Here is a 12,460-nt window from a genome sequence, read left to right as displayed (position 1 = left end):
TTCCCGGACAATCCCGGCATGGTCAAGCAACGCACCCTGAAGTCGATCACGCGCGCCGTCGGCGTGGGCATCCACAGCGGCCAGAAGGTGGAGCTGACGCTGCGCCCCGCGCCCGCCGATACCGGCATCGTCTTCCGCCGCGTGGACCTCTGCCCACCCGTGGACATCCCGGTCAGCGTCACCTCGGTCAGCGACACGCGCATGGCCACCACCATCAGCCCCGGCGGCGACCCCGGCGCGCCGAAGGTGCAGACTATCGAGCACCTGCTGTCCGCCTGCGCCGGCCTGGGCCTGGACAACCTCTACGTCGACATCAACGCCGACGAGGTGCCCGTGCTGGACGGCTCGGCCGCCAGCTTCGTCTTCCTGCTGCAGTCCGCCGGCATCGCCATGCAGGACGCGCCCAAGCGCTTCCTGAAGGTCAAGAAGCCGGTCGAGGTACGCCATGGCGAGGGCAAGAAGCTGATGTGGGCCCGGCTGGAGCCGCACCACGGCTACACGCTGAGCTTCGAGATCGAGTTCGACAACCCGGCCGTGGCGGCCACCGGCAGCCAGTACGTGTTCGACATGGGCTCCGGCACCTACAAGAAGGACATCGCCCGCGCGCGCACCTTCGGCATGACGGCCGACATCGACCTGATGCGCTCGCGCGGCCTGACGCTGGGAGGTTCCATGGACAACGCCATCGTCGTGGACGACTACAAGGTGCTGAACGCCGGCGGCCTGCGCTACGACGACGAGTTCGTGAAGCACAAGATCCTCGACGCCATCGGCGACATGCAGGTCGCCGGCATGCCGCTGCTGGCGGCCTACACGTCCTTCAAGGGCGGCCATGCGCTGAACAACAAGCTGCTGCGTGCGCTGCTGGCGGACGAGGACGCCTACGAGATCGTCTATTTCAAGGACGTGCAGGAGGCGCCCAAGGGGTTTGCCGAGCTGGCGCCGGCGTGGTGAGTACGACGCAGGTCAACAAGCTGGGTGAGAGGCTGCGTAAGGGGCCGATCACCGAGGCTGACCTGCATCTGCTGGACGAATACCGGAGGCAGTTCGCAAACGCAAGCTCAGAAGTCGAGCGGGTCCTGCGAGAGGAGTTCCGGCAGCAGCCCGCCTCGCGCGAGGCGAAATCGACGTCGGCCATTTGCGCCAAGCTCCAGCGGGAGCGCGGCTCGCGCCTGGCATCCATGCAGGACATTGCAGGCTGCCGCATCGTTGTGGCTGACAGGCAAGCACAGCGGTCGCTCGCGGACGCCTTGGCTATGAGGTTTGTTGAGCACAGGCTGATCGACCGTATCGCCCAACCAAGCCACGGCTACCGTGCCTTGCATCTCGTCGTTGGCGTGGAAGGCCGGCGCGTCGAAATCCAGATCCGTACCGAGCTGCAGCATCTGTGGGCGCAGGTCTGCGAACGGATTGCCGACAAGGTCGGCCTTGAATTCAAGTACGGCGTTGGCCACCCTGTGCTGCAGCAATGGCTTGCGTCACTTTCGACGGCTGTCGACCAGGTCGAGCGAGGATTCGATGGCGAGACAATGCTAGCCCCGCTAGCCGCTGTGCGCATGATGCCGCCTGGCCCAGACATGACGCCTGACCGCGAGAACTTGAATGAGTTGTTACAGGCGCTCGTGGAGTTCATTCCCGCGCTCGGAGAATCACGATGATCTATCTGATGGATTTCGATCCCAAGCACCGCCGACTTCACCGCATGCAGGTGTTTGACGATCTGCAGCGCCCGCTTGCGCAGGACGAGCGGCTGAAGTGGGAGTTGCTGTATTTGCAGGCGGGAGAGCAACGGGAGGTTGTCTTGCTGGCAGCTGCCGACGAAGCCACGTTGCGCCATACCCATGCACGCTACTTCAGTACGGCACTCGTCGCGTCCTGATGCTCATCGCCCGCCTCCTCATCGGCCTGCTGCTGTTCTCGGCCGTTCTCTGCTTTGCGTTTTCCATCGCCACGGGCCAGCCGCGCTGGCGGCGCATGGGCCTGGTCATCCTGAAATGGACGCTCGTTGCCGGCCTGGCCTTCTTCGCGGTGCTGATCCTGGAACGCTTGGCGCTGATGCTGTGACGCCGTTCACGGCTGGGCTGCAACACCCCTGGGCTTGCGGGGATGGCAGCGAGGGCTGAGCTGCTCAGAATGCAATCACGGTCGCTGTTCGAGTTGCAGCGGCCCAGCCCGGAGACCAGAAGAAGGCCGGGCGCGACGCGCGGAGAAGGCCGGGGGGCCGGGGAAGCGCGGCGGATTTGGAAGAGAGAACGTTCGAACCGAACTTGGGCCGCTCGCGTTGAGCGGCCCTATTTTTTGCCAGCCTGTAGGGCGGGTCGCGACCCGCCCTACGGCGCTCACAAATACCGGCTGCGAAGGTGGGCCTCGAAATGCGCCGGGTTCAGCGCCTCGCCGCTGGCACGCCTGACCAGCTCGGGCGTCTCGTAGCGGCTCGCGTTCTGCCACACGTTCGTGGCCAGCCAGTCGAACACGCCGCCCAGCTCACCCTGGGCAATCTGCGCGTCCAGGTCGGGCTGCTGCGCGCGCATCGTCGCGAACCATTGCGCGGCGTACATCGCGCCCAGCGTGTAGCAGGGGAAGTAGCCGAACAGGCCGGCCGGCCAGTGCACGTCCTGCATCGGCCCGTCCTTGAAGTTGCCGCGCGTGTCCAGGCCGAGCAGCTCGGCCATCTTCGCGTCCCACAGCGCGGGAATGTCGTCCACCTCGGCCTGGCCCTCGATCAGCGCGCGCTCGATGTCGAAGCGCAGCAGGATGTGGGCGGGGTAGGTGACCTCGTCCGCATCGACGCGGATGAAGCCGGGCTGCACGCGCGTCAGCAACTTGTGCAGGTTGCCGGGCTCAAACGCCGGTTGGTCGCCGAAGTGCTTGATAAGCAGCGGCGACAGCAGACCGGCGAAGGCCGGGTGGCTGCCCAGTTGCATCTCGAAGCTCAGGCTCTGGCTTTCGTGGATGCCCATGGAGCGCGCGCGGGCGATGGGCTGGCCGAGCAGATCTCGCGGCAGGCCCTGCTCGTAGCGGCCGTGGCCGGTCTCGTGGATGGTGCCCATCAGGCTGGGCAAAAAATTGTCCTCGCGGTAGCGCGTCGTCATGCGCACGTCCTCGGGCACGCCGCCGCAGAAGGGGTGGGTGCTTTCGTCCAGCCGGCCGGCGGCGAAGTCGAAGCCCATCAGTTGCATCGCGTCCAGGCCGAGGGCTTTCTGCGCGGCTGTGGGGAAGGGGCCAACCGGCTCGATGACGGTCTCGTGCGACTGCCTGGCCGTGACGTCGCGGATCAGTCCCGGCAGCCATTGGCGCAGCGGCGCGAAGGCGCGTTCGATGTCGGCCGAGCGCATGCCCGGCTCGTACTGGTCCAGCAGCGCGTCGTACTTCGACAACCCCGCCCTCTGCGACAGCAGCTCGGCCTCTTGCCTCGCTATCGCCAGCACCTCGCGCAGGTTGGGCACAAAGCCCGCCCAGTCGTTGGCCGGGCGCTGGCTGCGCCAAGCGTGCTCGCAGCGGTTGTTGGCCAGGCTCTTGGCCTCCACCAGCGCCTGCGGCAGCGCGTTGGCGGCGCGCCAGGCGCGGCGGATTTCGCGCAGGTTGGCGCGCTGCGTGTCGTCCAGCGGCTCGGCGGCGGCCGCGTCGAGCAGGCCGGTGAGCGCGGGGTCGGTGGCGAGCTGGTGCAGCAGGCCATCCATCTCGGCCAGCGCGAGGCTTCGCGCCTCGTTGCCCTTGGCGGGCATGTTGGCGGCCTGGTCCCATTGCGCGATGGACTGCAGGTGGGCGAGGCGGTACAGGCGCTGCTGGCGCGCGGTGAGGTCTTGGTAGGCAGATGGGGTCATGACAACCAGTGCTCCGGGATCAGCCAAATCAAGGCTGCGGTGTAGAAGAGGAAACGCAGGAACTTGCCGACGGCCATGTAGCCCACGCAAGGCCAGAACGGCATCTTCAGCCAGCCGGCGACGGCGCACAGTGGGTCGCCGACGATGGGCAGCCAGCTCAGCAGGCAAGCCTTGGGGCCGAAGCGCTGCAGCCATCGCGTGGCGCGCGAATGCGAGGGTTCGCGGTGCTTGACGGCCTCGACCGCCCTTTCGGCGCCATAGCCCATCCACCACGACACCACGCCGCCCAGCGTGTTGCCGACCGTGGCGACGAGGATGGCGGGCCAGAACATGCCGGGGTCGGCCTTGACGACAAGGAAGACGGCGGGCTCCGAACCCATGGGCAGCAGAGTGGCCGAGATGAAGGCGACGACGAAGACCGCGACCAGCCCGACCTGGGGCAGGGCCAGCGCGGCGAGCAGTTGCGCAATGTGCTCGGAGAGCCAGAGTTCCATCGGCGCATTGTCGGTTCGACCGGGTCGCTACAATCGCGCCTCATTTTTGAGCAGCCCCCTCGTGCACATCGGCCCCCACCAACTCCCCAACGCGCTGTTCGTCGCGCCGATGGCCGGGGTCACGGACCGGCCGTTCCGCCAGCTGTGCCGCCGCCTGGGCGCCGGCTATGCGGTCAGCGAGATGGTCACGTCGCGCAAGGAGCTGTGGGGCAGCCTGAAGACCTCGCGCCGCGCCGACCACGCCGGCGAGCCCGGGCCGATCGCCGTGCAGATCGCCGGCACCGACGCGGCCATGATGGCCGAGGCGGCCGCCTACAACATCGATCGCGGCGCGCAGATCATCGACATCAACATGGGCTGCCCGGCCAAGAAGGTCTGCAACAAGTGGGCGGGCTCGGCGCTGATGCGCAACGAGGCGCTGGCGCTGGAGATCGTCGAGGCGGTCGTGGCGGTGTGCGCGCCGCTTGGCGTGCCGGTCACGCTGAAGATGCGCACCGGCTGGAGCGCCGACGAGCGCAACGCACTGCGCCTGGCCCGCATCTTCGAGGCCGCCGGCATCGCCATGCTGACCATCCACGGCCGCACGCGCGAGCAGGGCTACAAGGGCCTTGCCGAGTACGACACGGTAGCGGCCGTGAAGACAGCGCTGACCATTCCCGTCGTCGCCAACGGCGACATCGACACGCCCGAGAAGGCCCGTGACGTGCTGGCCTACACCGGTGCCGACGCGCTGATGATCGGCCGCGCGGCACAGGGCCGGCCCTGGATCTTCCGCGAGGTGTCGCATTTTCTGGCGACGGGCGAACACCTGGCCGCACCCACCGTCACCGAAGCGCGCGACGTGCTCACCGAGCACCTGCACGACCACTACGGCCTGTACGGCGAGCGCAGCGGCGTGCGCAGCGCGCGCAAGCACATCGGCTGGGCCGTGCGCGGCCTGCCGGGCGGAGAAGACTTCCGCCAGCACATGAACACCCTGGAGCGCTGCGAAGAGCAGTTGCAGGCGCTCCGCGACTGGTTCGACGACCTCGGCCAGACCCACCACCGCCTGCCTCCCACCGAGGTGGCCATCGACGAAGACGCGCAAGCCGACGAAGCCTGCGCCGCCTGAACCTGCCATGAGCGCCCAGAAGAACACCCCGCCCAACCCCATCGACGCCTGCGTGCGTGACAACCTCGAAGCCTTCTTCCGTGACCTCGACGGCCAGGAGCCGCATTCGATGCACGAGATGCTGATCAAGCTCGTTGAAAAACCGCTGATCGAGATCGTCATGCGTGAGGCCGGCGGCAACCAGAGCAAGGCTGCGCAATGGCTGGGCATCAACCGCAACACGCTGCGCCGCAAGCTGACTGACCATGATCTGTAACTCTTGCGGGTTGGACCTTCGAGCGCAGCGAGAAGCTCCGACCTCAACTGACTAAAAACATGACCCAACTTACCGCACTGCTGTCCGTCTCCGACAAGACCGGCATCCTCGAATTCGCCAGGGAGCTGCACGCGCTGGGCACCAAGCTGCTGTCCACCGGCGGCACCGCCAAGCTGCTGGCCGATGCTGGCCTGCCCGTCACCGAGGTGGCCGAGCACACCGGCTTCCCCGAGATGATGGACGGCCGCGTGAAGACGCTGCACCCCAAGATCCATGGTGGCCTGCTGGCGCGCTCTGATCTCCCAGAGCATGTCGCGGCCATGCAGCAGCACGGCATCACGCGCATCGACATCCTGGCCGTCAACCTCTACCCGTTCGAGGCCACCGTCGCCAAGCCCGGCTGCACGCTGGAAGACGCCATCGAGAACATCGACATCGGCGGCCCGGCCATGGTGCGCAGCGCGGCCAAGAACTGGAAGGACGTGACGGTGCTGACCGACGCGGCCCAGTACGCCGCTGTGCTGGAAGAGCTGAAGGCCAATGGCAAGACCAGCGACAAGATGCGCTTCGCCGCCTCCGTCGCCGCCTTCAACCGCATCGCGCAGTACGACGCTGCGATCAGCAACTATCTGTCAGCGCTGCAGGAAGATGGCAGCAAGGCTGAGTACCCCGCGCAGATGAACTCGACGTTCGTCAAGGTGCAGGACCTGCGCTACGGCGAGAACTCGCACCAGACCGCGGCGCTCTACCGCGACCTGTTCCCGGCCCCCGGCTCGCTCGTCACCGGCAAGCAGCTGCAGGGCAAGGAGCTGAGCTACAACAACATCGCCGATGCCGATGCGGCGTGGGAATGCGTGAAGAGCTTCGACGTGCCCGCCTGCGTCATCGTCAAGCACGCCAACCCCTGCGGCGTGGCCATCGGTGCCGGCCCGGCCGAGGCCTACAGCAAGGCCTTCAAGACCGACCCCACCAGCGCCTTCGGCGGCATCATTGCCTTCAACCGCGAGGTGGACGGCGCGGCAGCTCAGCTCGTTGCCAAGCAGTTCGTCGAGGTGCTGATGGCGCCCAGCTTCAGCGCCGAGGCGCTGGAAGCCTTCAAGGGCAAGGTCAATGTGCGGCTGCTGCAGATCGCGCTGCCGGCCGGCGGCTCGCGCCCCTGGGACCAAGGTCGCAATGCGCAGGACGTCAAGCGCGTCGGCTCCGGCCTGCTGGTGCAGACCTCGGACAACCACTTCCTGAAGCGCGAAGACCTGAAGATCGTCACGACGCTGCAGCCCACGGCCCAGCAGCTCGACGACCTGATGTTCGCGTGGACCGTGGCCCAGTACGTGAAGAGCAATGCCATCGTCTTCTGCGGTGGTGGCATGACGCTGGGCGTCGGCGCCGGCCAGATGAGCCGCCTGGACTCGGCCCGCATCGCCTCCATCAAGGCCCAGCATGCGGGCCTCTCGCTGACCGGCTCAGCCGTCGCCAGCGATGCCTTCTTCCCGTTCCGCGACGGGCTGGACGTGCTGGCCGATGCGGGCGCGACCTGTGTCATCCAGCCGGGTGGTTCGATGCGCGACGAAGAAGTCATCGCTGCCGCCAATGAGCGTGGCATTGCGATGGTGCTGACGGGCGTGCGCCACTTCCGTCACTGACGACGACTGTGCGCTGGCTGGTTCCGTTCGCGCTGCTGCTGTCGTCACTGGCTGCCAGCGCCGGCACGTCGCAGGCGCTGCGTGATCTGCTGGTGAAGATGGACCAGCTCGCGCGCCTCGGGAAGCCGCTTGATGCCAAGGATCTGCCGGCGCTGTTGGGGCTCAAGTTCGATACCGAATGCCTGGAACATTTGCGCTCGGCCAACAACCAATGCTGGCGCGAACTTTCCGCGCCGACGTTGGGTTGGCGTGGCGTTTACGGCCGGTACGACGCCCTGGGTACGGTCGTGAGCGTGACGCGCAGGCTCAACCAGGCCCCCTGCGTACGAGCTGCTGACTTGGCAACGGCGCTGCCCACGCCGTCCCGGATGCAGCCGCAGCTGGCGGGTATCGGGCATATCGGGGTGGACGGTCTGGAAGTCCCAGTGCCGCATTTCGAATCCATGCCGACCTGGCGTTACGCCGCACCGCGCGCTGGACGAGAGACCATGCTGGTGCTCAAGGAAGCGCAGGGTTGCGTGAGAGAGATCGCCTTGAACGTGGATCTCCCCTTGCCGATTGAAGGCTCCCCGCCCCGGCCCCGCTAGAGGTAGGCCTCTAGTCCAGGGCCGTCCCCGTTGGTCGACCTGCCACTTGCGGTTAGCCTCCCCGGATTCGATCAAGAACCGGAGACAAGGCCATGGACACCGCGCTGCAGGAACGGCTGCATCTGGCGCTGCTGAGCCAGCGCCGCGCCTTCGAGGCCGAGCGCATGCCGACCTACGAAGTGCGCCGCGACCGCCTGGAGCGGCTGCTCGCCATGACGCGCCAGCACGGCGAGGCGCTGGCCGCCGCGATGGCCCAGGACTTCGGCCACCGCGCGCGGCAGGAGTCGCTGCTGGCCGACATCTTCACCGTCGAGTCCGGTGCGCGCCATGCGATCAAGCATCTGCGCGGCTGGATGAAGGCGCGCCGTGTCGCCACGCCGCTGCACTTCCTGCCCGGCCGCAATGTGTTGATGCGCCAGCCGTTGGGCGTCGTCGGTATCGTCTCGCCCTGGAACTACCCCTACTACCTGGCCATGGAGCCGGCCATCGCCGCGCTGGCCGCCGGCAATCGCGTGCTGATCAAGCCGTCGGAGCTGACGCCGGCCACCTCGGAGCTGATGGCCCGCCTCGTGTCGGAGCACTTCAAGCCCGAGGAGATGCTGGTCATCACCGGCGACGCCGAGGTTGGCAAGGCCTTCACGCAGTTGCCGTTCGACCACTTGTTCTTCACCGGCTCCACCGCCGTCGGTCGCCATGTGGCGCAGGCTGCGGCCAAGAACCTGACGCCGGTGACGCTGGAGCTGGGCGGCAAGTCGCCGGCCATCGTCGACCGCAGCTGCGACCTGGACCTGACCGCATCGCGCCTGGCCTTTGGCAAGCTCTTCAACGCGGGCCAGACCTGCGTGGCGCCGGACTATCTGCTGGTGCCGCGTGAGCTGGTGGAGCCGCTGAGCCAGCAGATCCTCGCCGAGATGCGCCGCATGTACCCGCGCATCGCCGGCAATGCCGACTACACCAGCATCGCCACGCCGCGCCACCACGCGCGGCTGCAAGGTCTGATCGCCGATGCAGCCGAGCGCGGCGCGCGGGTGCTGCGCAGCCATGACGAGCAGCCGACCGACCGACGCATCGTGCCGACGCTGCTGCTGAATGTGCCGCCCGACGCCACCGTCATGCAGGAAGAGATCTTCGGCCCGCTGCTGCCCGTCGTCGGCTACGACAAGGTGGACGAAGCGCTCGCCCACGTCAACCGTGGGGACCGCCCGCTGGCGCTGTACTGGTTCGGCCAGGACAGCGCCGCGCGTGATCACGTGATGGCACAGACCCATGCCGGCGGCGTGACCATCAACGACTGCCTGTGGCACCTGGGCCAGGAGGACCAGCCCTTCGGTGGCGTCGGCGCCAGCGGCATGGGCTCGTACCACGGCGAGTGGGGCTTTCGCACCTTCAGCAAGGAGAAGCCGCTGTTCATCCAGTCGCGCTTTGCCGGTACCAAGCTCTTCCAGCCGCCCTATGGCAAGACCTTCGAACGCCTGCTTTCCGTATTGAAGAAGATCATCTGATGCAGCGCCGTCGACTTTTGAAGTTAGGTATTGGCGCCGCCGTCATCATCGGCGTGGCCGGCGCCGGCATCGCGTTGATCAAGCCGGGCCTGGTGGACGGCAAGCTGGGCCCCGGCGCGCGCGAGGTGATGCGCGCCGCCGCGCAGGCCGTGTTGTCCGACTTGCTGCCGTCAGGTGCGGCGCGGGATGCCGCGCTGCAAGCCCAGCTCGCGCGGCTGGACGCGACCATCGCCGGCTTCCCCGCCGCGACGCGCAAGGAGCTGTCCGATGCCCTCGGCCTGCTCGGCACGGCGGCCGGCCGCTATGCGCTGGTCGGCCTGTCCATCGCTTGGGCCCAAGCCAGCACGCAAGACGTGCAGCAGGCGCTGGACGCCATGCGCCTGTCCTCGTCCAACACCCGGCAGCAGGTCTATCACGCGCTGCGTGACCTGAACGTGATTGCCTTCTTCACCGAGCCCGCCAACTGGCAGGCTGCCGGCTACCCCGGCCAGCGCGAGATCCCATGAGTTCACTGCCCGACTCCATCCTCGGCGGCCTGCAGCGTGGCTGGAAGGTGCACGGCGGCCCGCATGCGGCGCTGCCCGCCTCGCTGGACTGCGACGTCGCCATCATCGGCAGCGGCGCCGGTGCCGGCATCACGGCCGAGATGCTGGCCCGCGCGGGGCTGAAGATCGTCATCGTCGAAGAAGGCCCGCTGCGCTCCAGCAGCCAGTTCAAGCAGCGCGAGCTGGACGCCTATCGCGACCTCTACCAGGAGTGCGGCGGCCGCAAGACGGTCGATCAGGCAATGAACATCCTGCAGGGCCGCTGCGTCGGCGGCTCCACGACGGTGAACTGGACGGGGTCTTTCCGCACGCCGCCCGATGCGCTCGCGTACTGGGGCGACAAGTTCGGCCTGACAGACTTCAACGAGGCCGCAATGGCGCCGTGGTTCGAGCAGGTCGAGCGGCGCCTGAACATCAGCGACTGGCTGACCGAGCCCAACGAGAACAACGGCGTGCTCAAGCGCGGTGCCGACAAGCTGGGCATCCCGACCAAGGTCGTGCGCCGCAACGTCAAGGGCTGCTGGAACCTCGGCTCCTGTGGCATGGGCTGCCCGACGAATGCCAAGCAGAGCATGCTGGTCAGCACGCTGCCCGCCGCGCTGGACCTGGGCGCGACGATGCTGGTGCAGTCACGCGCCGCGAAGTTCGAGCTGCGGGGCGAGCGCGCGACGGCGCTGGTCGTCGAGCCGGTGGCGCTGGATGGTGCCGTCACGGGCGCGCCGCTGCGCATCACCGCCAAGCATTACGTCGTCGCCGGCGGCGCCATCAACTCGCCGGCGCTGCTGCTGCGATCCGGTGCGCCCGACCCGCACAGCCTGCTCGGCAAGCGCACCTTCCTGCATCCCACCGCCGGTGTCGTGGCGCTGTTCGAGCATGAGGTCGCGGGCTGGGCCGGTGCGCCGCTGTCGGTGTTCAGCGACCACTTCCTGCACACCGGCCCCGTTGATGGCCCGGTGGGCTACAAGCTCGAAGTCGCCCCCGTTCACCCGGCCTTCGCCTTGACCAATGGCGGCGGCATTGGCGCCGAGCTGGCCCAGCGCGCCCGCGACCTGCCGCGCACGCAGCTGATGATCGCGCTGCTGCGCGATGGCTTCCATGCCGATGCGGCGGGCGGCGCCGTCAAGCTGCGCAGCGACGGCTCGCCCCAGCTGGACTACGCGCTGACCGACTACCTGCTCGACGGCGTGCGCCGCAGCTATCTGACGATGGCCGAGATCCAGTTCGCCGCCGGCGCCAAGGCCGTGCGCCCGGTGCACGAGCAGGCCGCCGACTACGCCAGCCTGGCGGAGGCGAAGGCTGGTATCGCCGGTCTCGCGATGAAGCCATTTCTTGCCACCGTCGGCAGCGCCCACGTGATGGGCGGCTGCACGCTGGCTGCCGATGCGGCCCGCGGCGTCGTGCGACCGGACGGCCAGCACTGGCAGCTCGCCAACCTGTCGGTGCACGACGGCTCGCTGTTCCCGACCAGCCTGGGCGCCAACCCGCAGCTCACCGTCTATGGCCTGGCGGCGCGGCTGACGAGCGGGCTGATCCAGCGGCTGGGTGGCAAGGCGCAGCCGTTGGCCTAGAGAATCGTCGGCATGCCGACGACACCGCACATCCGCCACGCCACGGTTGACGACGCCGCCGCGCTGGCGTCATTCGCCGCCCGGGCCTTCGCCGACACCTACCTCGGCCTTGACGACCCTCAGGAGATCGCCGACTACTGTGCCGAGCACTTCCAGCCGGAGGTGATGGCAGGGGTCATCCGCGACCCGGCCTGCGCGACGCTGCTGGTCTGGGTGGGCGAGCAGTTGGCGGGTTACGCCATCTTGCGCGACACACCGCCACCGGGCTGCGTGACTGCGCCCCAGCCGCTGCAGCTGTGGCGCCTCTACCTGGGCCAGGGCTTCATCGGCCAGGGCCTGGGCGCGCGGCTGATGGCCGAGGTGCATGAGCAAGCGCGGCGGCGTGGCGCGCGCACGCTTTGGCTGGGCGTCTACGACCGCAACGTGCGCGCCGTCGAGTTCTACGGGCGCTTCGGTTTCGTGCAGGTCGGCACCAGCCAGTTCCTGTTCGGCGGCCGCTACTACGCCGACCCGATCTATGCCGCCGCCGTGAAGGAGTCCCCATGATCGAAGGTTCCTGCCTGTGCGGCAGCGTCCACTGGCGCTTCGACGGCCAGCCCGACGGCGCCACCGCCTGCAACTGCACCGCCTGCCGGCGCTACGGCACGCTGTGGGCCTACGACTACGTGGACGAGGGCATCCACGTCACCGGCCCCACGCAGGCTTATGTCCGTGGCAAGGCGCTGGAGTTCCACTTCTGTGCGACCTGCGGCTGCGTGACGCACTGGCGCGGCCTGAGCCTGGACGAGCAAGGCCGCCGCCGCCTCGCCGTCAACCTGCGGCTGGCCGAGCCCGAGGCCGTGGCTGAGATTCCCATCGACCACTTCGACGGGTTTGACACGTTCGACGACCTGCCGCGCGACGGGCGCTGCGTGCGGGACTATTGGTTCTAGC

15 protein-coding genes are annotated in these 12,460 nt (G+C 67.9%); 13 read left to right on the top strand and 2 right to left on the bottom strand.

Annotated features, from left to right (window positions below; translation table 11 throughout):
- Window positions 1-18: 18 nt before the first annotated feature.
- The 4 genes from lpxC to ACG00Y_RS21435 are packed head-to-tail and all read left to right on the top strand — an operon-like array spanning window position 19 to window position 2,064.
- Entirely contained in the window at window positions 19-954 is a 936-nt protein-coding gene (lpxC, locus tag ACG00Y_RS21450; protein WP_394482402.1) for a UDP-3-O-acyl-N-acetylglucosamine deacetylase, read from the top strand.
- The gene (locus tag ACG00Y_RS21445) at window positions 951-1,658 is read left to right on the top strand and encodes a RelA/SpoT domain-containing protein (protein WP_394482400.1); all 708 of its coding nucleotides are present in this window, start codon (window positions 951-953) and stop codon (window positions 1,656-1,658) included. The genes lpxC and ACG00Y_RS21445 overlap by 4 nt, the downstream gene beginning before the upstream one ends.
- A complete protein-coding gene (locus ACG00Y_RS21440) occupies window positions 1,655-1,879 on the top strand; it encodes a hypothetical protein (protein WP_394482399.1) in 225 nt (74 codons plus the stop codon). Before ACG00Y_RS21445 ends, ACG00Y_RS21440 begins: the two co-directional genes overlap by 4 nt.
- Window positions 1,879-2,064 (top strand): hypothetical protein, encoded by a 186-nt coding sequence (locus ACG00Y_RS21435; RefSeq protein ID WP_394482397.1) that lies wholly within the window; start codon window positions 1,879-1,881, stop codon window positions 2,062-2,064. The genes ACG00Y_RS21440 and ACG00Y_RS21435 overlap by 1 nt, the downstream gene beginning before the upstream one ends.
- A gap of 275 nt (window positions 2,065-2,339) precedes the next feature.
- Here ACG00Y_RS21435 and ACG00Y_RS21430 read toward each other — a convergent pair whose 3' ends face one another.
- Together ACG00Y_RS21430 and ACG00Y_RS21425 are read right to left on the bottom strand one after the other, a co-directional pair.
- On the bottom strand, window positions 2,340-3,824 hold the full coding sequence (locus tag ACG00Y_RS21430) for a carboxypeptidase M32 (RefSeq protein ID WP_394482395.1): 1,485 nt from the start codon (window positions 3,822-3,824) through the stop codon (window positions 2,340-2,342).
- The gene (locus ACG00Y_RS21425; protein WP_394482394.1) at window positions 3,821-4,318 is read right to left on the bottom strand and encodes a YqaA family protein; all 498 of its coding nucleotides are present in this window, start codon (window positions 4,316-4,318) and stop codon (window positions 3,821-3,823) included. The genes ACG00Y_RS21430 and ACG00Y_RS21425 overlap by 4 nt, the downstream gene beginning before the upstream one ends.
- Window positions 4,319-4,379: 61 nt before the next feature.
- Here ACG00Y_RS21425 and dusB point away from each other — a divergent pair, with 61 nt between their 5' ends.
- The 9 genes from dusB to ACG00Y_RS21380 all read left to right on the top strand — a co-directional run bounded on the left by dusB (window position 4,380) and on the right by ACG00Y_RS21380 (window position 12,459).
- A complete protein-coding gene (gene dusB / locus ACG00Y_RS21420) occupies window positions 4,380-5,429 on the top strand; it encodes a tRNA dihydrouridine synthase DusB (RefSeq protein ID WP_394482392.1) in 1,050 nt (349 codons plus the stop codon).
- A 7-nt stretch (window positions 5,430-5,436) separates the two neighbouring features.
- Window positions 5,437-5,685, top strand: a complete 249-nt coding sequence (locus ACG00Y_RS21415; protein WP_394482391.1) for a helix-turn-helix domain-containing protein — start codon at window positions 5,437-5,439, stop codon at window positions 5,683-5,685.
- Between the two features lie 59 nt (window positions 5,686-5,744).
- Entirely contained in the window at window positions 5,745-7,325 is a 1,581-nt protein-coding gene (gene purH / locus ACG00Y_RS21410; protein WP_394482390.1) for a bifunctional phosphoribosylaminoimidazolecarboxamide formyltransferase/IMP cyclohydrolase, read from the top strand.
- Between the two features lie 8 nt (window positions 7,326-7,333).
- Window positions 7,334-7,912, top strand: coding sequence for a hypothetical protein (locus ACG00Y_RS21405; protein WP_394482388.1), 579 nt, complete (start codon window positions 7,334-7,336; stop codon window positions 7,910-7,912).
- 92 nt (window positions 7,913-8,004) lie between these two features.
- A complete protein-coding gene (locus ACG00Y_RS21400) occupies window positions 8,005-9,414 on the top strand; it encodes a coniferyl aldehyde dehydrogenase (RefSeq protein WP_394482386.1) in 1,410 nt (469 codons plus the stop codon).
- Complete coding sequence (locus ACG00Y_RS21395; RefSeq protein WP_394482385.1) at window positions 9,414-9,920, top strand: hypothetical protein; 507 nt, start codon at window positions 9,414-9,416, stop codon at window positions 9,918-9,920. The genes ACG00Y_RS21400 and ACG00Y_RS21395 overlap by 1 nt, the downstream gene beginning before the upstream one ends.
- Window positions 9,917-11,527 carry a GMC family oxidoreductase N-terminal domain-containing protein gene (locus ACG00Y_RS21390; RefSeq protein ID WP_394482384.1) on the top strand — a complete coding sequence of 537 codons (1,611 nt, stop codon included), beginning with the start codon at window positions 9,917-9,919 and terminating at the stop codon, window positions 11,525-11,527. The genes ACG00Y_RS21395 and ACG00Y_RS21390 overlap by 4 nt, the downstream gene beginning before the upstream one ends.
- A 12-nt stretch (window positions 11,528-11,539) precedes the next feature.
- Window positions 11,540-12,073 carry a GNAT family N-acetyltransferase gene (locus tag ACG00Y_RS21385; protein ID WP_394482383.1) on the top strand — a complete coding sequence of 178 codons (534 nt, stop codon included), beginning with the start codon at window positions 11,540-11,542 and terminating at the stop codon, window positions 12,071-12,073.
- Complete coding sequence (locus ACG00Y_RS21380; RefSeq protein WP_394482382.1) at window positions 12,070-12,459, top strand: GFA family protein; 390 nt, start codon at window positions 12,070-12,072, stop codon at window positions 12,457-12,459. The genes ACG00Y_RS21385 and ACG00Y_RS21380 overlap by 4 nt, the downstream gene beginning before the upstream one ends.
- Window position 12,460 lies beyond the last annotated feature (1 nt).

Origin of the sequence: Pelomonas parva (assembly GCF_043555835.1) — a bacterium.
GTDB classification, from domain to species: Bacteria; Pseudomonadota; Gammaproteobacteria; order Burkholderiales; family Burkholderiaceae_C; genus Pelomonas; species Pelomonas parva.
The sequence above is the reverse complement of the archived record's forward strand: the minus strand, read 5'-3'. Positions and strand labels throughout refer to the sequence as shown.

Excerpts from the sequence above, each read along its gene's own strand:
- lpxC (WP_394482402.1), top strand. The coding sequence starts at position 19 with ATGGTCAAGCAACGCACCCTGAAGTCGATCACGCGCGCCGTCGGCGTG.
- ACG00Y_RS21440 (WP_394482399.1), top strand. The coding sequence starts at position 1,655 with ATGATCTATCTGATGGATTTCGATCCCAAGCACCGCCGACTTCACCGC.
- ACG00Y_RS21435 (WP_394482397.1), top strand. The coding sequence starts at position 1,879 with ATGCTCATCGCCCGCCTCCTCATCGGCCTGCTGCTGTTCTCGGCCGTT.
- ACG00Y_RS21430 (WP_394482395.1), bottom strand. The coding sequence starts at position 3,824 with ATGACCCCATCTGCCTACCAAGACCTCACCGCGCGCCAGCAGCGCCTG.
- ACG00Y_RS21425 (WP_394482394.1), bottom strand. The coding sequence starts at position 4,318 with ATGGAACTCTGGCTCTCCGAGCACATTGCGCAACTGCTCGCCGCGCTG.
- ACG00Y_RS21415 (WP_394482391.1), top strand. The coding sequence starts at position 5,437 with ATGAGCGCCCAGAAGAACACCCCGCCCAACCCCATCGACGCCTGCGTG.
- purH (WP_394482390.1), top strand. The coding sequence starts at position 5,745 with ATGACCCAACTTACCGCACTGCTGTCCGTCTCCGACAAGACCGGCATC.
- ACG00Y_RS21400 (WP_394482386.1), top strand. The coding sequence starts at position 8,005 with ATGGACACCGCGCTGCAGGAACGGCTGCATCTGGCGCTGCTGAGCCAG.
- ACG00Y_RS21395 (WP_394482385.1), top strand. The coding sequence starts at position 9,414 with ATGCAGCGCCGTCGACTTTTGAAGTTAGGTATTGGCGCCGCCGTCATC.
- ACG00Y_RS21390 (WP_394482384.1), top strand. The coding sequence starts at position 9,917 with ATGAGTTCACTGCCCGACTCCATCCTCGGCGGCCTGCAGCGTGGCTGG.
- ACG00Y_RS21385 (WP_394482383.1), top strand. The coding sequence starts at position 11,540 with ATGCCGACGACACCGCACATCCGCCACGCCACGGTTGACGACGCCGCC.
- ACG00Y_RS21380 (WP_394482382.1), top strand. The coding sequence starts at position 12,070 with ATGATCGAAGGTTCCTGCCTGTGCGGCAGCGTCCACTGGCGCTTCGAC.